Consider the following 26,363-nt stretch of genomic DNA (forward strand, 5'->3'; position numbering starts at 1 on the left):
ATGTGCTGTCAGGCTTGAATGGTGTGCAGTGCCCTGGCCAGGGCGGGTTGGAGATCACGCACGGATCGGTTGGTGCGAAATCGCGCCAACTCCCTGGCCAGCCGCCGAAGGTCCGCGGTCACCGTGGCGGAGCGCACGGCGATGACCATGTCGAGCAGTTCACCCGCGATTTCACAGGAGTGCTCGATTTCGCCGGCCGCAGCGTGTGCCAGCGCCCGTCGCAGGCCGTACCTGGCCCGGGTGCGAAGTGCCTGTGGCGCAATGCCCAGGCACTCCCGATCGAAGACCTCAGCGGCCTCCCGGGGACGTCCTAGATCGAACAAGCACCAGCCGGTCACCATGGCCGCCGGATCCGTCAAATGGGAGGTGCCGATTACCGGTCCGGTGCCGGTCCTGCCTGAGGCCGAGTCGAGCAGGTGCCGAGCCCGGTCAAGACTCCGCATGCAAGAGTGCTCGTCCCCGATCAGGGCATGTCCCTGCGCCTCGCGCTGGGCAGCCAGCCCCCGGATCCGGAATGGCAGTCGGCTCTCCTGCGCCCGGCTCGCGAGGGCGATGGTCTGCTCGGCATCAGCGTCGTAGAAGGTGACGAGCGCACGCCGGACGAGAGCGTAGAAGGCCAGGTCACGATCACCCCCTGCCTGCGCGAGTTCGACGGCGCTGGCGGTCCAGCCGAGGGCCGACTCGTTGTCGCCGGCCTCCTGCGCCATCCAACCCGTGAAGTCGGCGAAGTGGGCGGCAAGCACAAAGAGCCGCGCTCCGTCGCGCGAGCCGCTCGTAACAGCGAGCTTGGTAACAGTGCGGGTTTGGGCCTCGAGCAGGTCGAGAAGAGCGGTCGGCTCGGTAACCTGGCCTAGCTGTCGCATCTGGTCAAGCTGCGCTAGAAACGGCCCGGTGAGTGACACGCCTTCTGGTCGGTCTACCCGTTCACCGTCCACCGAACCGAAGCCGATCAGTGATGCCGCTCCAACCGTGAGCGTGCTGCGGCGTGCCATCGACTTGCCTGCCCTGCGCATCCGTTCAACGCGCTTGGACGGGTAACGACCGACCAACCTCTGCAAGCGCCCGCCTGCTCCGAACAACGTGTCGCAGCGTCGGGCCAAGTCCATGGAAGGTCGTTTCTCGCCGCGTTCGATTCGGCTGAGGTGGCTCCTGCTGTAGTTGACCTCTTGGGCAAGATCCCCAAGGGTGAATCCGGCCTCGCCTCGCAGTCGGCGCAGTTCCCAGCCGAATCCTAAGGGCATGGCCATGCCAAGCACCTCCATGGTGATGTCTGAAACTGAGCAATCCCGGTGAGTGGTCGGAGCGCCCCGCCGCTCCGAAAAAGATTTTGGCACGCGCCATGCCCACCAAGGGGCGATCCGGCCGAGTTGTCCGTTGCCTCTTCCGATCGTCGCTGCATGCACTGACCGGCTCGGAGACGGACCGCGAGAGTCGGAAGTCGAGGACCACGCCGCCGACCACCGCCACGCACCTCCGGCAGTCGCCGAGCAATGGCGGACAGATTCGCGCCTGCCCCGCAGGCCACGAACACCGGACTCGGGCACGCTCGGGCCGAATCGCCATCCTCGACCCGTGCACCGAGGCGACACCTCGCGCCGCCTCCTCTCGACTGCCGACAGGCGGCGAGCGCGAGAAGATGGAATTAATAGCAACTCATCACCAACCTAGTCCAGGTTAGTGCCTGGACACGTGGAGACATGACGTGCAAGTATCTGTCCTGCCGCCAGACGGGCGACACGTCGGAGGGGAAGAAACATGACGCAGGACAACCAGCAGTTCATCTCGGTGCCGGTGCCGGCTCAGTACGTCACGCAGGTGTACGCGTTCCTCGCGGAGCTTTCGGGCGCCGCTGCCGGGCCCGCGGTGGCGGCGCCGGCCGAGGGGGGTCCGCAGGAGGACGGCGAGTGGCCGTTCGTCGAGTGGACCGTGCAGGATCTGCGCCGGCTGACGGCCGATCCGCTGGACTCGGTGCAGGCGGTGACCGGGGTGCTCGACATCCTGGCGAAGCAGCCCGGCGAGCGGGTGAGTTACACGTCCCTGGTCGAGCTGCTCGACGTGGACCGGAAGCGGCTGCGCGGCGTGCTGTCCGCGTTCACCCGGGTCGTGCACAAGCACTACGGCCGGCGGAACTGGCCGATGAGCTGGGTGGAGGCGCTGAGTGACGGGGCCGAGTTCAAGTCGGAGTTCTTCTACACGGTGAGCGAGACCACCGCCAACCGGTGGCGGGCGGTCCGCGCCCAGGGCTGACGGCGCGCAGGGCTGACGGCCGCAGGGCTGACGGCCGCAGGAGTGACGGCCGCAGGAGTGACGGCGCGCAGCCGGTTCGAGGCGGACGCCGCGGTCAGGCCGCGGTGTCCAGCCGCCGGCGCTGGTCCTCGTCGAGCACCAGGTCCAGGGCGGCCAGGCTCTCGTCCAGCTGGGCGACGGAGCTGGCGCCCACGACCGGGATCGTCGGCACCGGGTGGCCCAGCAGCCAGGCGAGCACCACCTGGTTGACGGTGGCCCCGGTCTCCTTCGCCACCTCGGCCAGGGCGGCCAGCTGGGCCTGCACCACCGGCCACCGGTACTTCTCGGACAGCGGCCGGTCGGGCCGGCAGTACGCGCCGCCGAGCAGCGGGGAGTACGCCAGCAGCAGCAGCTCCGGCCGCCGCGCGACGTACGACAGCAGCTCCTCGTCGGCGTGCTTCTGGATGCCGAAGTCCGCGTCCGGCCGCGGCCGGAGGTAGCTGTGGCGCTGCTGGACGCACCGGTAGCCCGGCCAACTCCGCTGCTCGGCGATCTCGTTGGCGGCGGCCAGGTCCGCGGCGCTGTGGTTGCTGCAGCCGAGCCGGCCGGCCTTTCCGTCGGCCACCAGCTCGGCGAAGGCGCCGAGGGTCTCCTCGACCGGGGTGGACGGGTCCGTCACGTGGGCGTAGTAGACGTCCACGCGGTCGGTGCCGAGCCGGCGCAGGCTGCCCTCGGCCGCGTTGCGCAGCGCGGCGGCGGACAGCCCCTCCATGTGCGCGGGGAAGGGGAGTTCGGGCACCGGGCGGGCTCCCGCCTTGGTGGCGAGCACCAGTTCGTCGCGGTTGCGCCGGCGGGCGATCCAGCGGCCGAGCAGTTCCTCGCTCTCGTACCCCGTCCCGCCGGGGGCCCAGAAGGCGTAGTTGTTCGAGGTGTCGACGAAGGTCCCGCCGGCCTCGGTGAACCGGTCCAGGATCGCCGTCGCGGTCTGCTCGTCCACGGTGGTGCCGAAGGTCATGGCGCCGAGGCACAGCGCACTGGCCTTCGGTCCGTCAACTCCGAGACTGCGGTACAGCATCAGTCATCCCTCCCAGGGGGTCGTCGGCAACGGTGGTGCGTGCCGGGATCGGGTCACCGGAATCATTACCCCGGCCGTGCCCGACTCGGCCAGTGTGCAGACCGGCCGGGAGACCGTCCGATTCGTTCAAGACGGGCGTCCGGGCGCCGCCTACCGTGACGGGCATGAACAGCACACCAGCACCGCAGTTCGCCGTCGTGGGCCTCGCCGTCTCGGACCTGGCCGCCTCGATCGCCTTCTACCGGCGGCTCGGACTCGCGTTCCCCGACGGGGCCGAGCAGGAGCCGCACGTCGAGGCCGTGCTGCCGGGCGGGCTGCGCCTGGCCCTCGACCCCGACTCCACCATCCGCTCGTTCCACCCGGACTGGCGTCCGCCGGCGGGCGGCGGCCGGACGGCACTGGCGTTCCGGTGCGCCGACCCCGCCCAGGTGGACGCGGTCTACGAGGACCTGGTCGGCGCCGGGTACCACGGCGAGCTGAAGCCGTGGGACGCCTTCTGGGGCCAGCGGTACGCCGTGATGCACGACCCGGACGGCAACGGCGTCGACCTCTTCGCGCCGCTGCCGGACGCCGCGGCCTGAGTCAACGGGGCAGCAGGACGGTCGCCGACACTCCCGCCAACTCCCGTACGTCACGCGCCAGATGGGCCTGGTCGGCGTAGCCCGTCCGGGCCGCCGTCTCGGCGAGGGGCACGCCGGAGCGGGCCAGCGCGATGGCGCGCTGCAAGCGGAGGATCCGGGCCAGGGTCTTGGGGCCGTAACCGAAGGCGGTCAGTGAGCGGCGGTGCAGTTGCCGCGCGCCGAGGCCGACCGCCTCGGCGGTCGCCGCGACCGAGCGGCCGGCCGCCAGGGCATCGGCGGCCGCCCGGACGAGCGGGTCCACCGGCCGCGCGTCGGCCGCCAGGCGCAGCGCCAACTCCTCCAGGGCCACGGCCGGGTCGGGCGCCGCGTCGATGCGTCCGGTACGGCGGCGCACCTCGGCGCCGGGCCGGAGGTCGGCCAGGTCGACCCGCCGGTCGCGCAGTTCGTACGCGGGCACGCCCAGCAGGGCGGGGGCGGCGCCGGGCGGGAGGCGGACGCCCGCCCACGGGCCGCGCAGCCCCGGTCCGAGTTGGAAGGCGCGGGTGTCCGGCCCGGCGACGAAGAGCCGGCCCTCGGTCCAGAGCAGGTCCATGCAGCCGTCGGGCAGGACGAGTCCGGCCGCGCCGCCGCCCGTGCTCCCGACGGCCCGGCGCTTCCACACGACCGCTCCCGGCAGCTTCGACGCCCGCTCCGCGTACTCGGGGGACATGGGGCCCAGGCTACGCGCCGCCTCCGGGGGTCGCCGGGGGGCGGCGACAAACCGGCGGCACGCCGACGGCCCCGGCCGCACGAGGCAGGCAGGGCCGAGGCGGGCAGGCTCAGCCCACCCGCTGGACGACCCCCGCCTCCGCCGCGCCCTCGACCGCGTCCTCCACCGGGCCCGCCGCCGGAGCGGCCTTCCGGCCGTCCCGCATCAGCACCAGCGTCAGCCCCGCGGCCGCCAGGACGGAGATCCCGCCCGCCGTGAAGGTGACGGAGGCCGCGGTGTTGAACGCGTCGCGGGCGGCGGCGGCCAGTCCGCCGTCCCCGGTGCCCGCGGCGAGGGCGAGCGCGTCGGTGATCGCGTGCTTCCCCGCCGTGGGCGCGTCGGTGGGCATCGCGCCGGTGTAGGTGCTGGACAGGACGGCGCCGAGGATGGCCACGCCCAGCGCGGAACCGGACTGCTGGATGGTGTCGTTGAGCGCGGAGCCGACGCCGGCGTGCTCGCCGGGGATCGCGCCCATCAGCGCGTTGGACGCGGCCGGCATCGCGAGGCCGGAGCCGGCGCCCAGCACCAGCATGGCCAGGGCGACCTTGACGAAGCCGTCGCCGACCGAGAGCGTGGCCAGCAGCCCGAACCCGGCCGCGATGACCAGCATGCCGACCGAGGTCAGCACCCGCGGGGCGACCTTCCTGCCGAGCGCGGCACCGACGGCGTTGAACACCAGCGAGGCGACGGCCAGTGGGATGAACGCCAGGCCGGTGTCGGCGGGCGAGAACTTCAGCACGAACTGCAGGTACTGGGTGAGGACCAGCATCAGGCCGCCGGTGGCGAAGGTCAGCAGGACGAGCGAGAAGCTGGCCCCGGTGAACACCCGGTTGCGGAACAGCTTGAGCGGGACCATCGGCGAGTCGGTCCGGAGCTGGCGGACGACGAACCCGGTCAGCGCGAACACCCCGACGACGAGCGGGCCGAGCGTGCCGGGGCTGGTGAGGCCGTCCCGGGGCAGCACGGTGATCGACCAGACCAGCGCGGTCATCCCGGTCATCGAGAGCACCATGCCGGGCAGGTCGGGCCGACGCCACGGCCCCTTGGACTCCGGCATCAGCACGACCGCCGCGATGACGGCGACCACCGTGACCGGCACGTTGAGCAGGAAGACCGCGCCCCACCAGAAGTGCGCGATCAGCGCGCCGCCGAGCACCGGCCCGCCGACCATGCCGATCATGGCCACCGCGCTCCACACGGCGATCGCCTTGGGCCGTTCCTCGGCGTCGAAGACGGTGATCAGGATGGAGAGCGTGCTCGGCATGACCAGGGCTCCGCCCACGCCCATCAGCACGCGTCCGGCGATGAGCTGGCCGGGGCTGTCGGCGACGGCCGCGACCAGGGAGGCGGCGCCGAACAGCACCAGCCCGATGATCATCACCTTCCGCCGGCCGAACCGGTCGGAGAGGCTGCCCGAGGTGAGCAGCAGCCCGGCGAAGACCAGGATGTACGAGTCGATGATCCACTGGATGTCCTGGGCCCCGGCCCCGAGGTCCGCCGCGATCTGCGGGATGGACACCGCGAGCACCATGTTGTCGACCACCAGCACCAGGCTGCTGAGACAGAGCACGACCAGGATGAGCCAGCGGCGCGGCTGACGGTCCACCGCGGTCCCCCTTCGAAGTGAGCGCGCCGGCCGCGGCCGGACGAAAGTCCTCGCGGGCGCACCGCGGTCCGTCCCCACGGCCGCGGCGCGCCTCGCTCCGCACACCGTGCGGACACCGAACACTGTACGGAGACCGCACAGTGTTCGCAACGCCGTACGGCGTGCGGCGCGGCTTATGCTGAACGGAGCAGCCGAGCCGAGCACAGGCGGGCGAAGACCGAGAGGAGGGCCGGATGCCGGCCAGGTCGAAGGACGCGCCCGGGACACCGTGGAGCCGCCCCGAGCGCCCCCGGCGCGAGCAGCCGGCGCTCAGCCGGGCCCAGATCGTCGCGGAGGCCCTGGCCATCCTGGACAGCGACGGCATCGAAGCCCTGAGCATGCGCAAGCTCGGCGCCCGCCTCAACGCCGGCGCCACCTCGATGTACACCCACGTCGCCAACAAGGACGAACTGCTCGCCCTGGTCGTCGACGAGGTGTTCGGCAAGATCCGGATCCCCACGGTCACCGACACGGACCCGGCGGACTGGCGCACCACCCTCGCCGAGTGCGCGGCCAGCACGCGTGAGGTCGTCCTGCGCCACCCGTGGATGGTGTCGGTGATCGGCGACCTGGGGCTGGTCTACTTCGGGCCCAACTGGATGCGCCTCTCCGAGGCCCTGCTCACCTTCCTGGATGCGGCCGGCTTCACCCCGACGGAGGCCAACGACGCGATGGGGGCCCTGCTCGGCTACGTCATCGGGACGGCCAGCGTGGAGGCCGCCTGGCTGAGCGCGCTGGCCCGGCAGGGCCGGGACGAGCAGGGCTGGATGGACGAGCTCGTGCCCGCCGTCATCGAGGCCACCCGGGACTTCCCGCGCCTGCACCACCTCTACACCACCGAGGTCGGCTCAGCGACCGACGGCGGCCGCGACAGCGGCTTCACCAACGGCGTCCGACTGATCCTGGCCGGCATCGAGGCCACCCGGCAGGACCGACCCGGCAGATGACGCATCGTCACTTCCTGCTCAGCTCCTGGACCTCGGCGTAGCCCGGCACCGGACCGACCTCATCGCCCGCACCGACGGCCGCCGCCGTGGCCACCGCCGCCGCCAGCGCGGAGCGGTACAGCAGCGAGCCGAGGCTGACCCGGGCCACCCCCAGCGCGGCAAGCTCGGCGAAGCCCGGACCGGCCGGCGTCCAGAGAACGTTGAGCGGGGCGGCCAGCCGTTCGACCAGCGCCACGATGGCGGCCGGATCGGCCAGCCCCGGGACGAACACGCCGTCCGCGCCCGCCTGTTGATAGGCCTCCAGGCGGCGGACCGTCTCCGGCCCGGGGCCGTGGCGCCCGGCCCAGCAGGTGTCGGTACGGGCGTTCACGAAGAGCTCCGGCACGGCCACCTTCACCGCCGCGATCTTCGCCGCGAGGACGGCGGACGGCGCCAGGGTGCCGTCCGCCCGGCCGTCCTCCAGGTTGATGCCGACCACCCCGGCCTGAGCCAACTCGACGGCCAGGGAGGCGACTTCCTCCGGATCGTCACTGAACCCGGACTCGGCGTCCACGCTCAGCAGGAACCCGCTACGGCCCAGCCGGCGGGCCAGCCGCACGGTCTCCGCGCGGGTGACGGCCACGCCGTCGGGCAGGCCGGCGGCGGCGGCCACGCCCAGGCTGGTGGTGCCGATCGCGGCGTAGCCCTCGGCGGCGAGCGCCACGGCCGAGGCGTGGTCCCAGGCGTTCGGCAGCAGCAGCGGCCGGCCGGGGCGGTGGTGCAGGGCGGCGAAGGGGGTCATCGGGTCACCTCCGGGGAGTGGTCGCCGACGGCGCCCGCGCAGAACGCGGACCCGACGACGTGGTGGACGAGTCGGCGCGAGCCCCAGCCGGTGCCCGGCGAGTCGTCCGGGGCCGCGGTCACCTCGCCGCAGCGGGAGAACACCGTGGGATCGTCCATACCGGCCATCCTGGCTCCGGCTCGTTTCGGCCCGCGCCGAACCGTGCCGGGGCGACCATGGAGGCATGTCGCTCGCCGCCTTCGCCGCCCTGCTCGCCGACCCCACCCGCGCCGCGTTCTGCACCGCACTGCTCGACGGCCGCGCCTGGACGGCCGGCGAGCTGGCCCGGCACGCGGGCGTCGCGCCGTCCACGGCCAGCGAGCACCTGTCGCGGCTGATCGCCGGCGGGCTGCTGGCCGAGGAGCGGCAGGGCCGGCACCGGTACGTCCGGCTGGCCACCCCGGAGGTCGCCACCCTGATCGAGGACCTCACCGCCTTCGCCGACCAGGGTGACCGGCCCACCCCGCACGGCCTGCGCGAGGCCACCCGGCAGAGCGCCGAGGCCCGCGCCCGCACCTGCTACGACCACCTGGCCGGCCGCCTCGGCGTGGCCGTCGCGGACGCGCTGCTCGCCCGCGGCCTGCTCACCGACGACGCCGGGCTCGCCGTCACCGGGCGCGGCCGGGCCTGGCTGGCCGCGCAGGCGATCGAGCTGCCCGAGCGGGCGGGCCGCCGGGGCGGGCGCCCGGTGGTGCGCAGTTGCCTGGACTGGACGGAGCGCCGCAGCCATCTCGGCGGGGCGCTGGGCGCGGCACTCTGCCGGACGGCGCTGGACCGGTCCTGGGTGGAGCGGATCGGCTCCGGCCGGGCCCTGCGGGTCACCCCGGACGGCGACCGCGCACTGCGCGAGCTGCTCGGCGTCGAGCTCTGAGCGATCGGGCCGCCGGGGCGGGCCTCGGCATCAGCCGGACCTCAGGACCGGACGCCCCTCAGCCCCGGGCGACCTCAGCCCGTCGACTTCGCCCCGTCCAGCGCGGCAGATCGCGGTACCCGTCCAGCGGCTCGACGAGTTCCTCCCGCTCCCCCCCTCAGGCGTCCGCCACCTCGGGCGGCTCTCCCGAGGTCCGGCCGAGGTCGATGATCCCGAAGGCCGCGCCCTGCTGGTCGCCGACAGCGGCGAACCGGCCGAACGGGCTGTCCATCGGCCCGAAGTGCACCGTGCCGCCGCGCGCCCGCAGCCGTTCGAGCGCGGCGTCGGTGTCGTCGACCGCGAAGTACACGCTCACGTACGAGGGCGCCTCGGGCGGTAGGAAGTCGCCCTCCGCCCCCATCCGGCCCAGCACGGGTCGGCCGTCGACCTGGAACATCCGGTAGTCGAAGTCCTCGGCGTCCATCCGCTTCACGCCGAACGGGAAGACCGCGGGGAAGAACGCGTCCGCCTTCGCGGGCTCGCGGGTCACCACCTCGGCCCAGCTGTACGCGCCGGGCTCGCCCTGCTTCTCGAAGCCCTGGTGGCGGTCGCCCTGCCAGACGCCGAACACGACCCCGCCCGGGTCCCTGGCGATCACCATGGTGCCGAAGTCGCCGATCTGCATCGGCCCCATGACCACCTCGCCGCCGTTGGCGCGGATCCGCCCGGCGGTGGCGGCGGCGTCCGGCGAGGCGAGGTACAGGCACCAGGCGGACTGCGCCTGCGCGCCGGGCATCGACGGCACGATCGCGGCGACCGCCTTGCCGTCCGAGTACGCCTGCGTGTAGTTGCCGTACTCCGACGAGCTCTCGCCGAAGGTCCAGCCCAGGACGTCACCGTAGAACGCCTTCGCGCCCTCCGGATCGGTGAACATCGCGTCGACCCAACAGGGCGTGCCCTCAGGTAGCGCTGCCATCTCTTCCGCCCTCTCGCCTGGCGACGTGCGCCCGCGATCCGGAGCGCACCCGGCCCCGTCCGGCCACCCTAGCCAGTACCGGGCGCACCCGCGCGGGATCGGCCCGCACGGGTGCGCCGTGGGCTGGTCCGCCCGCCGGTCAGCCCAGGGCCGCCACCCCGGCGGCCGGGGCCGCACCGGCTCGCGGCAGGCGCAGCGAGGCCGTGCCCAGGCCGGTCGGGCCGACCGGGAAGGCCGCGGGCCCGGGCAGTTCCTTCACCGCCGCCCCCGCCTTGAGCTCCCGCTCCGCGCCGAAGTGCCGCAGCAGGTCCTCCTCGCGGTACCGGCGGCAGTCCCGGTGCCAGACCAGGATGCCCGCGAGCCAGTTCTCCAGCTCCTCCACGTACCCGTCCAGCAGCTCCCTCGCCTCCGGCTCCAGCGCGAAGTCGTCGTACAGGACGGGGAGTTCCTTCCCCGCGACGTGCTGGAACTGGTCCAGCCGGGAGTGCATCAGGTCGTCGACGATCCGGACCGCCGACGGGTAGTCGCAGTTGAAGAAGTTCTGCACCACCAGGACGGCGTTGTGCACCTCGCCCTCGTACTCGATCTCCTTCTGGTACGAGAACAGGTCGTTCATCATGCACGCGTAGTCCGCGGCCGAGTTCTCCAGCGAGCGCATCGAGCCGTGCTCGTACACCGCGGGCGGCACGACCTGGCCGTGGGCGAGCCGGCACAGGCTCATGGTGAGGTCGGAGCCGAAGGTGGCGCGGCGCATCTCCAGGTAGTCCACCGGGTCCGGGATCCGGTTCTGCACCTGGTTGTTGAGCTCCCAGATCCAGCTCGCGGTCATGTCCTCGACGGTCTGGCGGAACTTCCGCCGGGCGTCGGCCGTCATCGGGCCGGCGGTGCGCTCCCAGATGTCGGCGAGTCCGCGTTCCAGGGCGTTGGCGGGCTCGGGCGCGGGGCTGCCGTCCACCGGCATGAACAGCGGGAGCCGCTCGTTGGCGAGCTTGGCGCCGGCCAGGTCGCGGGTGCGGCCGAAGACCACCGGGTAGTAGTCGTCGGCCCAGGTGCCCCAGGCCAACCAGGCGGAGGAGACGTCGAGTTGGTCGGCGGTGGCGTCCGGGTGGATGCCGGCCGCGCAGAGCGGGAGGTCGTAGTCCCGCATGGACGCGGCGTCCCAGATGCCGGATCCGGGGATGCCGGGCTGCTCCTCCAGCATGCCCATCCGCGCGGCCCACTCGATCACCCGGTCCCGCGCGCCGTCCAGGTGCGGGCTCAGCGTGGCCTCGAACGGCAGCTTGAACTCGGGCAGTTGGGACGGCCCGACGGCCTGGTACGGCACGTGGCTGTGCGACCGGGCCCGCCGAACGGCCGGTCCGACGCCGCCCGGGCCGCCCGAACCGGCCGGACCGGCCGCAGGTCCACCGCCGCCCATCGCCCCGCTGCGCAGGATGTCAAGCGCCGAGGTGCCCACCCCGCCGATCGCGAACGGGTCCCACCAGTTGCCGGTGCCGGGCAGCGCGCCGCCCGTCCCCGCCGCGACGCGGCCGCCCGAACCGGCCGCCGCACCACCGCCGTTCATGTACCGGCTGGAGCGCATGTGCCACTCGTGGCCGCCGGACTGCCAGTCCTGGAGGCCCTTGACGTACGCCAGCACCCGGGCGCGGCCCTCGGGAGCGAGCCCGGTCTCGGCGAACAGCACGGGCAGTTCGGTGAACACGGTGTTCTCGAACTGCTGGAGCCGCGAGGTGAGCAGGTCGTTGACCGCCTCGGCGGCTTCCTGGGTGGAGCACTCCAGGAACTTCTCCAGCACCAGGATGCCGTTGCTCAGCTCGCCCTCGTCCTCCACCTCCCGCTGGTAGGAGAAGATGTCGTTGCGCAGGTGCACGCCGTCCGAGAAGGCGTCCATCAGCACCCGCAGCGCGCGCGAGCCGGAGACCTCCTTCGGGACCTCGGCGCCGGCCGCGTACTCCACCAGTTGGGCGGACCAGGGCGCACCGCCCACCTTGCGGCGCATCTCGATGTACTCGACCGGGTTGGAGACCCGGCCGGCGTTGATGTTGGCGAGCTCCCAGAGCGACTCGTTGAGCAGGTTGCGGGTGCTCTCCGCGAAGCGGATCCGCCAGTCCTCGCCCATCACCGGCACGGTGCGCCGCCACAGGTCGGCCAGGCCCGCCTCGACCGGGTTCTCCGGCTCCGGCATCGGGGTGGCCGGGTCGGCCGGCATGAACAGCGGCAGCCGGTCGAGGTGCGCCTTGCCGGCCTCGCGGTCGTTGGTGCGCTTGAACATGTCGAGGAAGTGGTCGTCGAAGAAGAAGACCCACACGTACCAGTCGGTGACCAGCGAGAGCGCCTCGGCGGAGGCGTCGGGGTGGGTGTAGGCGCAGAGCAGACCGTAGTCGTGGGCGTCCAGGTCGGCCTGGTCCCAGATGCCGGAGCCCTCCAGCATGCCCATCTCCCTTGCCCAGACGGAGGAATGGGCCCGGGCCTCGTCCAGGTGGGGGTTGAGGCGTGCCGGGTGCGGCACGTAGAAGGACGGCAGTTCGAACGGCTGGGTCACGGCGGGCGAGCCTTTCTGGACGCGTCGATTGCACCAAGAATGACCCGCCGGCAGGTCGCCGCACCGGCGCAACAGAAACAGTCATACAAGATGACCTACCTCCCTCCAGCCCGCCCGGGCCGCCCGCCTCCTCGCCACCCGAAGCGGGCAAAAAGTATTCCGCCGGCTCTCCCGACCGCCGGAGCTGGCATCCCAGGCGGTCGCTCCGCCAACGAACAAGCCAGCTACGCCAAGGCCCTGGAACTCCAAGACTTCCCCTGCTACGGGCGTGTTGACCGCCCCCGCCCCCGCCCCGTCCACCAGACTGGGCGCCGACCCGACGTCAACTCCGAGGAGGGCAAGCCCATGAACGTCACCGTCCGGCTCGCACAGCAGCCCGAGGCCGACGAACTGCTCGGACGGAGTGCGCTGGCCGCGCTCGTCGGCATGTTGCTCGACCAACAGGTGCCGATGGAATGGGCGTTCACCGGTCCGCTGACCATCGCCCAGCGGCTCGGACGGAACGACCTGGACGCACGGGAGATCGCCGTGTACAACCCGGAGGAGTTCGTCGCCCTGCTGTCCGCGAAGCCCGCCGTGCACCGTTACCCCGCCGCGATGGCCAAACGGGTCCAGCAGCTCTGCCAGTTCCTGGTGGCGCAGTACGACGCCGACGCCGCCGCGCTCTGGAAGGACACCCGCACCGGCAAGGAGCTGCTCAGCCGCCTCAACGCCCTGCCCGGTTTCGGCAAACAGAAGTCGCAGATCTTCCTGGCCCTGCTCGGCAAGCAGTACGGCGTGCGGCCGGAGGGCTGGCGCGAGGCGGCCGGCGTGTACGGCGAGGAGGGCGCGCACCGCTCGGTCGCCGACATCACCGGGCCCGAATCCCTCGACCTGGTCCGGGAGTTCAAGCAGGAGATGAAGCGCGCCGCGAAGGAGGCCAAGTCCGCGGCGAAGACCACGCCCCGGACGACGGCGGTGAGCACGGCCGGGGCGCGCTGAAAGCCGATCGCCCGGCCGGGAGCCGTTGCCGAGCCGCCGAGGAGTCCACCGCCGTACGGTCCCTGGCCCTCCCAGGATGCGCCGAAGGCCCCGGTCGCACCGCGCGACCGGGGCCCTCACCCGTGCCCGTCAGGCCAGGACGGGCTCCCGCTCGTCCGTCGGATCCGCCGCACCCGCCGTCGCCGGCGCGTCCACCGCGCCCGCCGCATCCGCGTCGGCCTGTGCGACCGCCTTGCGCCGCGGCAGCGCGAACATCAGCAGGAACACCACCAGCAGCGCCCCCGCGACCCACCACATCGCGTGGACGAACGCCCCGCCGAACGCGGTGCCCATCGCCTCCGGCGCGACCACGTCGTCCATCGCCCCGAAGAAGGCCACCGACACCAGCGCGAGCCCCAGCGCGTTCCCCATCTGCTGGACGGTGTTGATCAGCCCCGACGCCGAACCGGCGTGCGCGCGCGGCACCTCCGCCAGGATCGCGTCGGTGATCGGCGCGACGATCAGGCCCATCCCCAGGCCCATCACCACCAGTGGCAGCGCCATCTGCCAGGGCGCGATCGCCGTCCCGTACCGGTCCGCCTCCCAGATGTACGTCAGCACACCCGCCGCCATCACCAGCGCGCCGGTCTGGAGCACCCGGCGCCCGAACCGGGGCACCAGCTTCTGCACGGACAGCCCGGCCGCGGCCGAGACGGCGAGCGAGAACGGGATGCCGGTGGAACCGGCCTTGAGCGGGCTCCAGCCGAGGCCCAGCTGCATGTACAGCGTCCAGACCAGGAAGAAGATCCCGCAGACCACCCCGAAGGCCAGCTGCACGCCGATACCGGCCGCGAAGCTCTTCACCCGGAACAGCGACAGCTCGACCAGCGGCGAGCCGTCCCGCCGCGTCTTGGCCTTCTCGTACGCCACGAACAGCGCGAACACCACCAGGCTGCCGGCCATCGACAGGTAGCCCCAGAGCGGCCAGCCGGCCTCCCGCCCGTGCGTCAGCGGGTAGATCAGCATCAGCAGGCCGACGCTCGCCAGCGCCACCCCGACCAGGTCCAGCTTGAGCGCCCGCTCGGCCTTCGACTCGTCGATGAAGCGGCGCCCGAGCAGCAGCCCGGCGATGCCGACCGGCAGGTTGATCAGGAAGATCGGGCGCCAGGCCAGGCCGAACAGGTCCCACTCGGTGAGCAGCGCGCCGATCAGCGGCCCGGAGACGGCGCCCAGCCCGACCACCGCTCCGAACATGCCGAACACCTTGCCGCGCTCCTCCGCCGGGAAGGTCGCGTGGATGATCGACAGCACCTGCGGCACCATCATGGCCGCCGTGCCGCCCTGGAGCACCCGCATCCCGACCAGCATCTCGGGGCCGGAGGCCAGGCCGCACAGCGCGGACGCCACGGTGAACCCGCCGATGCCGATCAGGAACAGCCGCTTGCGGCCGTAGATGTCGCCCAGCCGGCCGCCGGTGATCAGCCCGATCGCGAAGGCCAGCGCGTAACCGCCGGTGACCCACTGGATGGCGCTGAAGGAGGCGCCGGTGTCCTCCTGGATGCTGGGGATGGCGATGTTGACGATGGTGACGTCCACCAGGTCCATGAAGGAGGCGACCATCACGATCGCCAGCGCGATCCACCTCCGTCGGTCCGCGTCCGCGGTCTTCATTCGGTACTCCTCATTCGTCCTGCTCGTCCTGCTCGTCCTGCTCGCGCTGCTCGCACTGCTCGTCGGCACGTCCACGAGGGTACGGGGCATGTAGGTCAGATCCTGTCCCAGTTGTCCGGCATCCTGGACGGCATGACGGACACCCCCGCACGGCTGCTGAACCTGCTGTCCCTGCTGCAGACCCCGCGCGAGTGGCCCGGCAGCGAACTCGCCGAACGGCTCGGCGTCAGCCCCCGGACGATCCGGCGCGACATCGACCGGCTGCGCGACCTCGGCTACCCGGTGCAGGCCACCATGGGCGCGGTCGGCGGCTACCGACTGGTCGCGGGGACGGCGATGCCGCCGCTGCTGCTGGACGACGACGAGGCCGTCGCCATCGCGGTCGGACTGCGGGCGGCCGCCGGGCACGCGGTGGTCGGCATCGAGGAGGCCTCGGTCCGCGCCCTCGGCAAGCTGCTCCAGGTGCTGCCGGGCCGCCTGCGGCACCGGGTGGGCGCGCTCAACACCGCCACCGTGCCGCTGCTCACCGGCGACGGCCCGACCGTCGACCCGGACGACCTCACCGTGCTCGCCGGCGCCGTCACCAACCGGGAACGGCTGCGCTTCGCCTACCGGGCCGGCGACGGCGCCGAGACCAGGCGCAACGTCGAACCCGAGCGGCTGGTCTCGGCCGGCCGCCGCTGGTACCTGGTCGGCTACGACCTGGACCGGGACGACTGGCGGCTCTTCCGCGTCGACCGGCTCAGCGAACCCCGCGCCACCGGCGCCCACTTCACCCCGCGCCCGCTCCCGGCCGAGGACGCCGCCGCGTACGTGGCGGGCAAGCTGCGCCGCCAGTCACCGGCCCGCGCCGTGGTCGCCACCGTGCACGCCCCGGCCGCGAGCGTCCGACGGCACTTCGACCGGGGGGACTCCGAGATCGAGCCGATCGACGAGCACCGCTGTCGGCTGCGCTCCCGCACGGACTCCTTGGAGTGGACGGCGGTGCGACTGCTGACGCTGGACTGCGAGTTCGACGTGCACGAGCCCCCGGAGCTGATCACCCACCTGCGCGCCCTGGCCGCCCGCGCCGACCGGGCCACCCGCGCAGACGGTTAGGCCTCGATCCGGTACCAGCGGTCCCCCGTGCGGAACCACAGCGCGCCGACCCGGCCGTGCGCCCGCGCACCCGGTCGAGCGCGCCGGGCACGCCCGGCTGCCGGCGCCGGGTCTGCTTCCACTCCTCGCCGATCAGCTGATACCGGGTCAACTCCCCGCCACTGGCCAAGGAGACGCCCTGACCGCCGTGGACCGCGAAGCCGACCGGCAGCCGGACCGGCGGCCAGGATCCGGCCGGCGCCAGGTGCTGCTCCGGCGCCACCAGGAGGGCCGGTTCCCCGGCCGGCCCGACCGTCCAGGCCACGGCCCTGCGACCGGCCGACCGGTCCTCCTCGGGCAGCCGCCGGACCTCGACCGGATCGTGGCCCCCGTGCTCAGACCCCGTACTCGGCGGTGAGCAGCGCCCGCCCCAGCGTGTGGAAGGTCAGGTGGAAGCCGATCTGGGCCGCCGGGGTGTCGGCGGAGACGTCCAGCTTCTCGACGTCCAGGGCGTGCACCGCGAACACGTACCGGTGCGGGGCGCCGGGCGGCGGGGCGGCGCCGTCGTACTGGTGGCCGGGGAAGTCGTTGCGGCCGTGGAAGGAGGCCGCGCCGGGCAGGTCGTCGTCCGAGGAGCCGGCGCCGCGCGGCAGTTCGACCGTGTCGGCGGGCAGGTCGAGGGCGAGCCAGTGCCACCAGCCGGAGCCGGTGGGCGCGTCCGGGTCGTAGCAGGTGACGGCGATGCTCCGGGTGCCCTCGGGCAGGCCCGACCAGGCCAGCTGCGGCGACCGGTTGCCTCCGGCGTGGCTGAACTCCCCGGCCAGTGTGCCGCCGTCGGTGATGTCCTGGCTGGTCAGCGGGAAGGACGGCACCTGCGGCAGGAAGTCGTACGGCAGCGGCGGGCGAACGCTCATGGGGTGGTCACCTCTCAACGGGCCGTGCACGGCCTCGGGCTGAAGGACGTTGAAGGACACGGTCCGACGGGCACGCACTGTCGGACACGCGCTGTCGGACACGGCCTGACGGACACGGCTCACTGTAGTGGGGGCCCGTCCGGTCCGGCCGCCCCGATCCGGCCGCCCCTCGTTCGGGCCCGGTCCGCTCGAATTGCCAGGTATAGACCAATCAGGCGCCTGCGGCTAGCGTGGACAGCGCACCCGCCCCCAGCTCCGGAGCCGCACCGTGGAGTCGTCCGTCCTCGCCTTCGCCACCGACCTGCTCGACGAGGGCGCCGACACCTTCTTCGGCAACCTCACCGACCGCGCCGGGGTCGGCGGCGTCACCCTCGCCTCGGTCTACCACGAGGCCCGGGACGTCTTCCCGCACAACCCCCGCCGGGTGATCCGCTACCTGGAGCCGGGCGCGGCCTACTTCCGCCCCGATCCGGCCCGCTGGCAGGGCCGTCGGCTGGCGCCCGTGCCCTCCACCGCGATCGGCGACCGCGACCCCTTCGCCGAGGCCGCCGCCGAGACCCGCCGCCGGGGGCTGAAGCTGCACGCCTGGACGGTGTTCTGCCACAACGACCGGCTCGGCTTCGCCCACCCGGACTGCGCCCCGGCCAACGCCTTCGGCGACCGCCACCTCACCGAGCTCTGCCCGGCCCACCCGGAGGTCCGGGAGTACGCACGGACCCTGGTCACCGAGCTGGCCCGGTACGGCGTGGACTCGATCCGGGCCGAGTCCCTGCACTTCCACGGGCTGCGCCACGGCTACCACCACGAGCGCTACTTCGAGGAGCTGGGCGCGGGCGCCGAGGCGCTGCTCGGCATCTGCTTCTGCCCGCACTGCCGCGCCGCCGCCACCCGCGCGGGCGTCCCGGCGGAGGAGGTCGCGGAGGCCGTCCGCACCGAGCTACGCCGCCGGCTGGCCGACGAGGCGGCCGCCGCCGAACCTGCGGACCTGAGCGCGCTCGCGGACGGCGCCCTGGCCGCCTACCTGGACGCCGCCACCGCCACCGTCACCACGCTGGCCGCCGAACTGACCGAGGAGGCCAGGCGCCACGGCATGCGGCTGAGCTTCATGGACGGCGCCGGCCCGGGCAAGGGCTGGCTGTCCGGCATCGACCTGCCCGCGCTCGCCGAGGCGACCGACCAGATCGAGACGCTCGGCTACGCGAAGACCCCGGAGGCCGTCCGGGAGAAGGTCGCCGCGTTCGCCCTGCACGGCGTCCGCCCCCAGGACATGGCGGTGATCCTGCGGCCGATGGCCTCGGACTGCGACGGTCCGGCGAACCTCGCCGCCAAGATCGCCACCCTGCGCGAACTGGGCGTCCCCGAGGTCGAGTTCTACAACTACGGCCTGATGCGGCTGTCCTCGCTCGACCGGATCGGCGCCGCCCTGGCCGGCTAGGCGCCCACCCCCACCGTCCGGGGCCCGGCCGCTACCGCCGCCGCTTGGACGTCCCGAACAGGCTGCGCGAGATCTCCTGCCCGAGCTGCTTCCCGGCCGAACGCGCCAGGGACTTCACCGTCGGGTTGCTGAGCAGCGAATCGAGCAGCCCGCCCGCCCCCTTCGGCTCCTCCCGCCGCGGGGCGGGCTCCCGCTCCTTCGGCGCCCTGGCCGGTGCGGCGGCCTCCGGCCTGGGCGCCCGCGCCGCCCGCGCCGCCAGCTTCTCGTACGCCGACTCCCGGTCGATCGCGTCCCGGTAGCGCGCCGTCAGCGGCGAGGCGTCGACGACGGCCCGCAGCGCGCCCACCTCGATCGGCCCCATCAGGGACTGCGGCGCCCGCAGCCGGGTGGCCGCGACCGGCGTCGGCGCGCCCTTCTCGGAGAGCACGGTCACCACGGCCTCGCCGGTGCCGAGCGAGGTGAGCACCGCGCCGAGGTCGTAGGAGGAGCGCGGGAAGGTCGAGACGGTGGCCTTGAGCGCCTTGGCGTCGTCCGGGGTGAAGGCGCGCAGCGCGTGCTGCACCCGGTTGCCCAGCTGCGCGAGCACGTCGGAGGGGACGTCGCGCGGGGATTGGGTGACGAAGAAGATGCCCACGGCCTTCGAGCGGATCAGCCGGACGGTCTGGGTGATGGCCTCCAGGAAGGCCTTGGAGGCGCCCTTGAACAGCAGGTGCGCCTCGTCGAAGAAGAACACCAGCTTGGGCTTGTCCAGGTCGCCGATCTCGGGCAGTTCCTGGTAGAGGTCGGCGAGCAGCCACATCAGGAAGGTGGAGAACAGCCGCGGCCGGTCCTGGACGGCGGGCAGTTCCAGCACCGAGACGACGCCCCGGCCGTCCGGGGCGGTCCGCAGCAGTTCGGCGGTGTCGAACTCGGGCTCGCCGAAGAACGCCCCGGCGCCCTCGTTCTCCAGCACGGTGAGCGCGCGCAGGATCACCCCGGCGGTGGCCGACGAGAGGCCGCCGATGGTCCTCAGCTCCTCCTTGCCCTCGGGCGAGGCGAGGAAGGCGATGACGGCGGTGAGGTCCTTGAGGTCGTACAGCTCCAGGCCCTTGGTGTCGGCGTAGTGGAACACCAGGCTGAGCGAGGACTCCTGGGTCTCGTTCAGGTCGAGCACCTTGGCGAGCAGCAGCGGCCCGAAGCTGGTGACGGTGGCGCGGATCGGGATCCCGGCGCCCTGGCCGCCGAGCGAGTAGAACTCGACCGGGCAGCCCTGCGGGGTCCACTGCTGCCCGACCTCGGCCGCGCGGGCGGCGGTGCGCTCGCTCGGCGCGCCGGGCGCGGCGACGCCGGAGACGTCCCCCTTGACGTCGGCGAGGAACACCGGCACGCCCTGGGCGGAGAGCTGTTCGGCGATCAGCTGGAGGGTCTTGGTCTTGCCGGTGCCGGTGGCGCCGGCGACCAGCCCGTGCCGGTTGAGCACCCCGAGCGGGATGCGCACCTGGGCGTCCGGGTAGGCGGTGCCGTCCAGCAGCACCGCGCCGAGGTCGAGGGCGGGCCCGGTGAAGGCGTACCCGTCGGCGATCTCCCGGACGGCCGGCGGGGTGGGGGCGGAGGACATCGGGGCACTCTCCTGGGCGGTGCGGGGAGGCGGGGCGGGCCCGGAACCCGGTCCCGGGCGGGCCGTGTCCCGATCGGAACCGGGCGATGTTCGCGACATTTCCCATCAAACAGCCGCAATCGCCCTCCCGCAGCTCACACCCGAGCGCGTGGCGGCGTCGCGGCGGCTGCGCCATCCGCCGCCCAAACGGTAGGCTTTCCGTGTGATCTTCAAGCGCATCGGCAATGGGCGGCCGTACCCGGATCACGGCCGGACGAGCACCCGCCAGTGGGCTGACGTCGCCCCACGCCCGGTGCGGCTCGACCAGCTGGTGACCACCAAGGGGCAACTCGACCTCGAAACCCTGCTCGCCGAGGACTCGACCTTCTACGGGGACCTCTTCGCGCACGTGGTGAAGTGGCGCGGCGACCTGTACCTGGAGGACGGACTGCACCGGGCGGTGCGGGCCGCGCTGCAGCAGCGCCAGGTGCTGCACGCCCGGGTCCTCGAAATGGAATGACGGACCCTCTGCACGGGCTCCTGGACCGCCCCCTCGCCATCCGGCGGAGGGCGGTCCGCGCGTACCCGGGTACCTCCTTTCGGGTACCGGCGTACTCCAGATGATGATCATTTAGTACCTTCGCGGTCTGACGGCACTACGCTGCTGACTACGGCCGCGACCAGGGGATCCGCCCGCACCACGGGATCCACCCGCACCAGCCGATCCGTCATCCCGACCCCGCCCTGGCACGAGGGGGAGACAAACCGTGAGCATGTTGACTCCCCAAGGCCTCAAGGGGAAGCAGTACCGCGTCACCGGCAACGCCTATCCACGACTCGGCCGGCCCCCGAGGAAGAGCCGCAAGGTGATCTCCGGGCTCGCGAGCCTGCTCGCCCTGGCCCTGATCGGCCTCGGCGGCGTCCAGCTCTACGACATCTTCAGCGGGAAGAACAAGAACTCCTCCGCCCAGGCCTGCGTGACCCCGTCGGGCAAGCCGCTGGCCGCCCCCTCCCCGGGCGCCACGCCCGGTGCGCCCACCGACTCCGGCGCCCCCGCCGCCCCGGGCGACCCGCACGCGATCCCGCAGCCGGCCGGCGTCACGGTGAACGTCTACAACGCCACCACCAAGGGCGGCCTGGCCGGCCGGACCGCCGAGGAGCTCAAGAAGCGCGGCTTCACCATCGGCAAGGTCGGCAACGCCCCGGCCGAACTGGACAAGAAGGTGCCCGGCACCGCCCAGGTGATCGCCGGCCCGGCCGGCGCCGGCGCCGCCACCCTGCTCGGCTCGCAGATCGCCGGCGCCACCACCACCGCCGACGCCCGCACCGACGGCACCGTGGACTTCGTGGTCGGCGACAGCTACAACGCCCTGCTGGACGAGACCCAGGCGGCCGCCGCCCTCGCCCTCGCGACCAAGCCGTCCCCCACCCCGACCGCCACCGGCAGCTGCTGAGGCCGGTCGTCCGGCGCAACAGGAGAGCCCCCCGGCAGCGCGCCGGGGGGCTCTCGTCCGTTCGGGGGATTCGCTCAGCCGGCAGTGCCGTACAGGCGGTCGCCCGCGTCGCCGAGGCCGGGCACGATGTAGCCGTTCTCGTTGAGCCGCTCGTCCAGGGCGGCGGTGACGACGGTGACCGGCAGGCCGGCCAGCTCGCGCTTCATCACCTCGACGCCCTCGGGGGCGGCCAGCAGCACCACGGCGGTGACGTCGGTGGCGCCGCGCTCGATCAGCATCTTGATCGCCGCGACGAGGGTGCCGCCGGTGGCCAGCATCGGGTCGAGCACGTAGACCTGGCGGCCGGAGAGGTCGTCCGGCATCCGGGTGGCGTAGGTGGAGGCCTCCAGGGTCTCCTCGTTGCGCACCATGCCGAGGAAGCCGACCTCGGCGGTCGGCAGCAGTCGGGTCATCCCGTCCAGCATGCCGAGACCGGCGCGCAGGATCGGCACGACCAGGGGGCGGGGGTAGCTGAGGCGGGTGCCGAGCGTGACCGCCACGGGGGTGGTGATCTCCACCTCGTCGGTGCGGACGTCCCGGGTGGCCTCGTAGGCGAGGAGGGTCACCAGCTCGTCGGTCAGGCGACGGAAGGTCGGCGAGTCGGTGCGCTCGTCGCGCAGGGTGGAGAGCTTGTGGGCCACCAGGGGGTGGTCGACGACGTGGAGACGCATGTATCGAGGTTAGCCCGGGTCTGGACGCCTGTACGACTCGCCGCGTGCCGACCGCCCCCGTCGCCGGGGTGCACCCGGCCGTGCCGCGCCGTGGCGCCCCGCGAATGTCCGGACGGAAGCGCCTCCTGTGGTATCAACCGGGCTGATCTGGGAATGTCACGTCTTATGACGAGCAACCCGAACGCCGGGGACGGCTCGGCGGACGAGCCCGCAGGCCGGTCGGGCAATCGCCCCGGCCCGCCACAGGACCCCCCGGAGACCGAGGCGGACCGCCGCAGGCGGCGGGCCGTCTTCCTGCGCGAGCTCACCGAGGCCCGCGAGCTCCGGGAGCGGGTCCAGCCCCGGCGGACCAAGGAACGGCGGATGCGCGAAGCCATGCGAATGCGAACCTTCCGGATCTGACGAGGATCCGAAGCGGTTCCGGCGCGGCTCCCCCCGCGGCTCCCCCCGCAGCTCCGCCGACCGGCTGGTCCGGATCCGACGGGCCCCGGGCGGTGGCGCCGGCGCCACACCGGCCGCCGGCCGGACCTTCCGACACGACCTGCAAAGACGCGCTGCCGAACACCCCCCGCAAGGGCGGGCTTTCTGTCACGATTCCGATGGGACGGTCCGAACGAGCGGACCGCCTCTGGCGCGGGGGCGGCCAGATTTTCGCGTTGCCCGAGCGCGCCGACAGCCGAGACCGAGATCTTGGGAGTGTCCCTGGTGGCGTACTTCGCTGCAGTGCTTGCTCGCACCGAGGACGGGTGGGATGTGAGCGAGACGGAGCTCGACGACGTCGAAACCCTCGCCGACCTGACCGAACTGGCCCGCGACTCCACGCAGGACGACGACAGCGTCCTGATCTTCATCGAACAGGAGGACGCCTGGTTCGCCATCGTCCGGGTGGACGGCGAGGAGGACCCACGGATCTTCGTGTCCGACGGCGCCGCCGCCGCCCGCAGCTCCTACGGCTCCGTCCTCACCGACGAGCTGGTCGACCAGGCCGGTGAGAGCGAGTTCGGCGACCTGGACCACCTGGTCGTCGAGCTGGAGGAGGACGAGGAGACGCAGGAGCAGGACGAGGACGCCCGCAGCGGCGTCCCGGTCGGCCCGCTCGGCGACGCCCACCTGCTCACCGAGTTCGGCCTGGCCGCCGAGGAGCTGCTCGCCCTCAGCGGCGAGGGCGCCGTCCCGGGCGACGCCCTGGAGGAGATCGCCGAGGCCCTCGGCTGCGGCGAGGTCCTGGAGGCGGTCCGGTAGCGGGCGGTGACCAGGCCGGTGCCCACCGCCGGATACCCGACACTGGATGCCATGCAGTCCGCATCCACCCCGCAGGCCGTCCCCCGCATCGCCCCTCTGCCCGCCCCCGTCCGCCCCGACCCGGTCCGTGACCGCTGGGCGGCGCCGATGCGCCTCGCCATCGCCGAGGCCGCCCTGGCGCCGGCCACCGGCGACGTCCCGGTCGGGGCGCTCGTCCTGGGCCCGGACGGCGAGGTGATCGGGCGCGGCCACAACGAGCGCGAGGCGGTCGGCGACCCGACCGCGCACGCCGAGGTGGTCGCGATCCGGCAGGCGGCCGAACGGATCGGGGAGTGGCGGCTCAGCGGCTGCACCCTGGTCGTCACCCTGGAGCCCTGCACGATGTGCGCCGGCGCCATCGTGCTGTCCCGGATCGACCGGGTGGTCTACGGCGCCCTCGACGAGAAGGCCGGCGCGGCCGGCTCGCTCTTCGACGTGATGCGCGACCGCCGGCTCAACCACCGCCCCGAGGTGGTCTGGGGCGTCCTCGCCGACGAGTGCGGCGAGCAGTTGCGCGAGTTCTTCGAGTCCCACCGCTGACGTCCGGCGCCGACTTCCGCCGCCGGCTCCCCCGTCGGCCGCCCGGCCATACGGATTTCGTGACCGCGCCACCCGTCCGGTAGAGTTCCCCTCGGTAGCGTGTCCGAGCGGCCAAAGGAGCACGCCTCGAAAGCGTGTGTGGGGGCAACTCCACCGTGGGTTCGAATCCCACCGCTACCGCTGTAGAGCCCGAGGGCCCGTCCGATCCGGACGGGCCCTCGGCGTTTCCGCGCACCCCCGAACGCGAAAAGGGCTCCGCACTCCGGGCTGATGACCACCAACGCCCGGAGAGTACGGAGCCTGGAAAGGGGGAGCGGCTCGGGGGGACGACCGCTCCCCCGGCGGAGTCCCACAACCGGCGCCGCGTCGGGGGGAAGCCGCGGCGCCCGGTCCCACAGCGGGGAGCTCCGGATCCACGCACCGGGGATTCCTGCCAGATCCTCGGCACGTCTCCCATCCTGCCGCCCGGGACGTTTCCGGGCATCCGGAGAAAGGCCCCACTCACGGGGACCTTCGTCCCGCCGGGCGAACGCGTCGCACACTTGATAGCCCGTCCGATGGATAAGCTGCTTCCGCAGGGCCGCTCGGGGACCCGGATGGCGGCGGCCCACAGCAGGAGAGGACGACACCCGATGGCGCAGGCGAAGAAGATCGGCATGGCCCTCCTGCTCATCTTCGTCCTCTACTCGATCATCAGCTCGCCGGCCCGCTCCGCCCAGCTCGTCCAACTGGGCTTCGAGGGCATCTCGAACGCGGCCAAGGCGGTCGGCACCTTCATGACCGGGCTGATCAAGTGAGCCGTCCGGTCGCGTAGGGCCCGTCGTCCCGCCCCGGCGCACCGGCTACGGTGTGCGGGACCCTCTGTCCCCGTCCGCGAGGAGCGGCAATCGTGATCCGGCATCTGGTCCTGTTCAAGCTCAACGAAGGCGTCCGCAAGGACGACGAGCGCGCGCTCGCCGGCGCCAAGGCGTTCGCCGAGCTGGGTTCGCTGATCCCCGAGCTGCGCGAGTGGGAGTGCGGCTGGAACACCACCGAGCGGGACATCGCCCACGACTACGCGATCAACAGCCTGGTCGAGGACCGCGACGCCCTGCACGCGTACCTGACCCACCCGGCCCATCAGGCCGCGGCCGGCCAGTGGCGCGAATTCGCCACCTGGGTGATCGCCGACATCGAGGTCTGACACCCGAGGCACCCGGGTCCGTCCCTCGGACGGCCCGCCGCGCCCCGTCCGGCCACCGGACGGGGCGCCTTGCTCCGCCCCGGAACGATCCGTGCGGCGCCTGGGCGGGAAGCCCGGTGAAGCCCCGACCCCGCACCAACACACCTCCGCCGGGTGCTTGCCCGACCTGCGCCCGCCTTGTGATGCTATGACCGGTTTTGCCGGACATGGCGAGGTGGTGAAGCAGCCGCGACACCCGATCCGCAGGGCCCTTCGTTATCGACTGAGGGAGGGGTGACGTGTCCGACGAGGTACTGGCGTCGATCATCAGCCCGGCCGGCGAGCTCCGCCCGGACGGTCTGCGCGGCCCCGGCGGCCGCCCCGCGGTGGACGTCCGGACGCTGACCCGGGTGCTGTTCGAACGGCTCGCGGAGCTGCCCCCGGGCACCCCCGAGCGGGAGCGGGTCCGGGCCGCCCTGATCGAGGTGAACATCCCCCTGGTCCGCTACGCGGCCACCCGCTTCCGCAGCCGCAGCGAGCCGATGGAGGACGTCGTCCAGGTCGGCACCATCGGCCTGATCAACGCGATCGACCGCTTCGACCCCACCCGCGGCGTCCAGTTCCCCACCTACGCACTGCCGACCATCCTCGGCGAGATCAAGCGCTACTTCCGGGACAACGTCCGCACCATGCACGTCCCGCGCCGGCTCCAGGAACTGTGGGTCCAGGTCAGCGGCGCGATGGAGGAGCTGACGGTGCTGCACGGCCGGGCCCCCAAGGTGCCGGAGATCGCCGCCAGCCTGCGGATCCCCGAGGAGGACGTCCGGGCCTGCCTGGACGCCGGGCGGGCCTACAACGCGGCCTCGCTGGAAGCGGCGCAGGAGCACGAGGGCGGGCTCGCCCTGCTGGACCGGCTCGGCTACGAGGACTCCGCGCTGGCCGAGGTCGAGCACCGGGACATGGTCCGCCACCTGCTGGTCCAGCTGCCCGAGCGGGAGCGGCGGATCGTGATGCTGCGGTTCTTCGCCAACCTGACCCAGTCGCAGATCAGCACCGAGCTGGGGATGTCCCAGATGCACGTCTCGCGGCTGCTCTCCCGCATTCTGACGAGGCTTCGGACCGGCAACTCCTGGGAAGACTGAGATTGCAGCGCGTTACCCTCGCGTGACATCT

At 72.8% G+C, this 26,363-nt stretch carries 27 protein-coding genes and 1 tRNA gene; 16 read left to right on the top strand and 12 right to left on the bottom strand.

The features are described 5' to 3' along the window. Nucleotides 1–8: 8 nt before the first annotated feature. Nucleotides 9–1,247 carry a helix-turn-helix transcriptional regulator gene (locus tag ACIO9K_RS04695; RefSeq protein WP_400327095.1) on the bottom strand — a complete coding sequence of 413 codons (1,239 nt, stop codon included), beginning with the start codon at nt 1,245–1,247 and terminating at the stop codon, nt 9–11. A 508-nt stretch (nt 1,248–1,755) separates the two neighbouring features. On the opposite strand from ACIO9K_RS04695, the gene ACIO9K_RS04700 reads away from it, so the two are divergent. Continuing rightward, a complete protein-coding gene (locus ACIO9K_RS04700; protein ID WP_363579742.1) occupies nt 1,756–2,247 on the top strand; it encodes a hypothetical protein in 492 nt (163 codons plus the stop codon). A 94-nt stretch (nt 2,248–2,341) separates the two neighbouring features. Here ACIO9K_RS04700 and ACIO9K_RS04705 read toward each other — a convergent pair whose 3' ends face one another. Further along, nucleotides 2,342–3,301, bottom strand: coding sequence for an aldo/keto reductase (locus ACIO9K_RS04705; protein ID WP_400327097.1), 960 nt, complete (start codon nt 3,299–3,301; stop codon nt 2,342–2,344). Nucleotides 3,302–3,465: 164 nt separating this feature from the next. Between ACIO9K_RS04705 and ACIO9K_RS04710 the strand changes: the two genes are divergently transcribed. Further along, complete coding sequence (locus ACIO9K_RS04710; RefSeq protein WP_400327099.1) at nt 3,466–3,882, top strand: VOC family protein; 417 nt, start codon at nt 3,466–3,468, stop codon at nt 3,880–3,882. Nucleotide 3,883: 1 nt separating this feature from the next. Here the strand turns inward: ACIO9K_RS04710 and ACIO9K_RS04715 are convergent, their stop codons facing one another. Together ACIO9K_RS04715 and ACIO9K_RS04720 are read right to left on the bottom strand one after the other, a co-directional pair. After that, nucleotides 3,884–4,591, bottom strand: coding sequence for a helix-turn-helix domain-containing protein (locus ACIO9K_RS04715; RefSeq protein ID WP_400327101.1), 708 nt, complete (start codon nt 4,589–4,591; stop codon nt 3,884–3,886). A gap of 109 nt (nt 4,592–4,700) precedes the next feature. Next, nucleotides 4,701–6,236 carry an MFS transporter gene (locus ACIO9K_RS04720; protein WP_400327103.1) on the bottom strand — a complete coding sequence of 512 codons (1,536 nt, stop codon included), beginning with the start codon at nt 6,234–6,236 and terminating at the stop codon, nt 4,701–4,703. Between the two features lie 233 nt (nt 6,237–6,469). Here ACIO9K_RS04720 and ACIO9K_RS04725 point away from each other — a divergent pair, with 233 nt between their 5' ends. Beyond that, complete coding sequence (locus ACIO9K_RS04725; RefSeq protein ID WP_363619509.1) at nt 6,470–7,222, top strand: TetR/AcrR family transcriptional regulator C-terminal domain-containing protein; 753 nt, start codon at nt 6,470–6,472, stop codon at nt 7,220–7,222. Nucleotides 7,223–7,229: 7 nt separating this feature from the next. Here ACIO9K_RS04725 and ACIO9K_RS04730 read toward each other — a convergent pair whose 3' ends face one another. Both ACIO9K_RS04730 and ACIO9K_RS04735 read right to left on the bottom strand, forming a co-directional pair. Then, entirely contained in the window at nt 7,230–8,003 is a 774-nt protein-coding gene (locus ACIO9K_RS04730; RefSeq protein WP_400327106.1) for an isocitrate lyase/phosphoenolpyruvate mutase family protein, read from the bottom strand. After that, nucleotides 8,000–8,161: a hypothetical protein gene (locus tag ACIO9K_RS04735; protein WP_400327108.1), complete on the bottom strand. Its 162-nt coding sequence runs from the start codon at nt 8,159–8,161 to the stop codon at nt 8,000–8,002. The genes ACIO9K_RS04730 and ACIO9K_RS04735 overlap by 4 nt, the downstream gene beginning before the upstream one ends. 65 nt (nt 8,162–8,226) lie before the next feature. Between ACIO9K_RS04735 and ACIO9K_RS04740 the strand changes: the two genes are divergently transcribed. Next, a complete protein-coding gene (locus ACIO9K_RS04740) occupies nt 8,227–8,913 on the top strand; it encodes a winged helix-turn-helix domain-containing protein (protein WP_363619506.1) in 687 nt (228 codons plus the stop codon). Between the two features lie 157 nt (nt 8,914–9,070). Here ACIO9K_RS04740 and ACIO9K_RS04745 read toward each other — a convergent pair whose 3' ends face one another. Next, nucleotides 9,071–9,868 (bottom strand): VOC family protein, encoded by a 798-nt coding sequence (locus ACIO9K_RS04745; protein ID WP_400327110.1) that lies wholly within the window; start codon nt 9,866–9,868, stop codon nt 9,071–9,073. Between the two features lie 139 nt (nt 9,869–10,007). After that, the gene (locus tag ACIO9K_RS04750; protein WP_400327112.1) at nt 10,008–12,410 is read right to left on the bottom strand and encodes a germacradienol/geosmin synthase; all 2,403 of its coding nucleotides are present in this window, start codon (nt 12,408–12,410) and stop codon (nt 10,008–10,010) included. Nucleotides 12,411–12,755: 345 nt separating this feature from the next. On the opposite strand from ACIO9K_RS04750, the gene ACIO9K_RS04755 reads away from it, so the two are divergent. Further along, nucleotides 12,756–13,391, top strand: coding sequence for an HhH-GPD-type base excision DNA repair protein (locus ACIO9K_RS04755; protein ID WP_350876398.1), 636 nt, complete (start codon nt 12,756–12,758; stop codon nt 13,389–13,391). Nucleotides 13,392–13,520: 129 nt separating this feature from the next. Here the strand turns inward: ACIO9K_RS04755 and ACIO9K_RS04760 are convergent, their stop codons facing one another. Next, on the bottom strand, nt 13,521–15,041 hold the full coding sequence (locus ACIO9K_RS04760; RefSeq protein WP_363619503.1) for an MFS transporter: 1,521 nt from the start codon (nt 15,039–15,041) through the stop codon (nt 13,521–13,523). Between the two features lie 132 nt (nt 15,042–15,173). Between ACIO9K_RS04760 and ACIO9K_RS04765 the strand changes: the two genes are divergently transcribed. Beyond that, nucleotides 15,174–16,139, top strand: coding sequence for a helix-turn-helix transcriptional regulator (locus ACIO9K_RS04765; protein WP_400327501.1), 966 nt, complete (start codon nt 15,174–15,176; stop codon nt 16,137–16,139). A gap of 374 nt (nt 16,140–16,513) precedes the next feature. On the opposite strand, the gene ACIO9K_RS04770 is transcribed toward ACIO9K_RS04765, so the two are convergent. Continuing rightward, nucleotides 16,514–17,032 carry a YbhB/YbcL family Raf kinase inhibitor-like protein gene (locus tag ACIO9K_RS04770; RefSeq protein ID WP_363619502.1) on the bottom strand — a complete coding sequence of 173 codons (519 nt, stop codon included), beginning with the start codon at nt 17,030–17,032 and terminating at the stop codon, nt 16,514–16,516. Nucleotides 17,033–17,300: 268 nt separating this feature from the next. Between ACIO9K_RS04770 and ACIO9K_RS04775 the strand changes: the two genes are divergently transcribed. Then, nucleotides 17,301–18,467 (top strand): hypothetical protein, encoded by a 1,167-nt coding sequence (locus ACIO9K_RS04775; RefSeq protein WP_400327115.1) that lies wholly within the window; start codon nt 17,301–17,303, stop codon nt 18,465–18,467. A gap of 31 nt (nt 18,468–18,498) precedes the next feature. Here ACIO9K_RS04775 and ACIO9K_RS04780 read toward each other — a convergent pair whose 3' ends face one another. Next, nucleotides 18,499–20,064, bottom strand: a complete 1,566-nt coding sequence (locus ACIO9K_RS04780) for a helicase HerA-like domain-containing protein (protein ID WP_400327117.1) — start codon at nt 20,062–20,064, stop codon at nt 18,499–18,501. Between the two features lie 202 nt (nt 20,065–20,266). Here ACIO9K_RS04780 and ACIO9K_RS04785 point away from each other — a divergent pair, with 202 nt between their 5' ends. Together ACIO9K_RS04785 and ACIO9K_RS04790 are read left to right on the top strand one after the other, a co-directional pair. After that, nucleotides 20,267–20,563 carry a type II toxin-antitoxin system VapB family antitoxin gene (locus ACIO9K_RS04785; protein WP_063348635.1) on the top strand — a complete coding sequence of 99 codons (297 nt, stop codon included), beginning with the start codon at nt 20,267–20,269 and terminating at the stop codon, nt 20,561–20,563. A gap of 253 nt (nt 20,564–20,816) precedes the next feature. Then, on the top strand, nt 20,817–21,497 hold the full coding sequence (locus tag ACIO9K_RS04790; RefSeq protein ID WP_363619530.1) for a LytR C-terminal domain-containing protein: 681 nt from the start codon (nt 20,817–20,819) through the stop codon (nt 21,495–21,497). Nucleotides 21,498–21,571: 74 nt separating this feature from the next. On the opposite strand, the gene upp is transcribed toward ACIO9K_RS04790, so the two are convergent. Continuing rightward, the gene (gene upp / locus ACIO9K_RS04795) at nt 21,572–22,207 is read right to left on the bottom strand and encodes a uracil phosphoribosyltransferase (RefSeq protein WP_350876411.1); all 636 of its coding nucleotides are present in this window, start codon (nt 22,205–22,207) and stop codon (nt 21,572–21,574) included. A 165-nt stretch (nt 22,208–22,372) separates the two neighbouring features. Here upp and ACIO9K_RS04800 point away from each other — a divergent pair, with 165 nt between their 5' ends. The 7 genes from ACIO9K_RS04800 (at nt 22,373) to ACIO9K_RS04830 (ending at nt 26,332) form a co-directional block, all read left to right on the top strand. Continuing rightward, entirely contained in the window at nt 22,373–22,609 is a 237-nt protein-coding gene (locus tag ACIO9K_RS04800) for a hypothetical protein (protein WP_063348632.1), read from the top strand. A gap of 303 nt (nt 22,610–22,912) precedes the next feature. Further along, complete coding sequence (locus ACIO9K_RS04805; RefSeq protein WP_363579757.1) at nt 22,913–23,449, top strand: tRNA adenosine deaminase-associated protein; 537 nt, start codon at nt 22,913–22,915, stop codon at nt 23,447–23,449. Nucleotides 23,450–23,500: 51 nt separating this feature from the next. Next, the gene (tadA, locus tag ACIO9K_RS04810; RefSeq protein WP_400327121.1) at nt 23,501–24,028 is read left to right on the top strand and encodes a tRNA adenosine(34) deaminase TadA; all 528 of its coding nucleotides are present in this window, start codon (nt 23,501–23,503) and stop codon (nt 24,026–24,028) included. A 93-nt stretch (nt 24,029–24,121) separates the two neighbouring features. Then, nucleotides 24,122–24,208 (top strand) — tRNA-Ser (locus ACIO9K_RS04815). A gap of 452 nt (nt 24,209–24,660) precedes the next feature. Then, nucleotides 24,661–24,825: a hypothetical protein gene (locus ACIO9K_RS04820; protein ID WP_167745863.1), complete on the top strand. Its 165-nt coding sequence runs from the start codon at nt 24,661–24,663 to the stop codon at nt 24,823–24,825. A gap of 92 nt (nt 24,826–24,917) precedes the next feature. Further along, entirely contained in the window at nt 24,918–25,211 is a 294-nt protein-coding gene (locus tag ACIO9K_RS04825; RefSeq protein ID WP_063348630.1) for a Dabb family protein, read from the top strand. 338 nt (nt 25,212–25,549) lie between these two features. After that, complete coding sequence (locus tag ACIO9K_RS04830) at nt 25,550–26,332, top strand: RNA polymerase sigma factor SigF (RefSeq protein WP_244293642.1); 783 nt, start codon at nt 25,550–25,552, stop codon at nt 26,330–26,332. The last annotated feature ends 31 nt before the right edge of the window (nt 26,333–26,363 follow it).

This window comes from Kitasatospora sp. NPDC087271, from assembly GCF_044744605.1.
Classification (GTDB): Bacteria; Actinomycetota; Actinomycetes; order Streptomycetales; family Streptomycetaceae; genus Kitasatospora.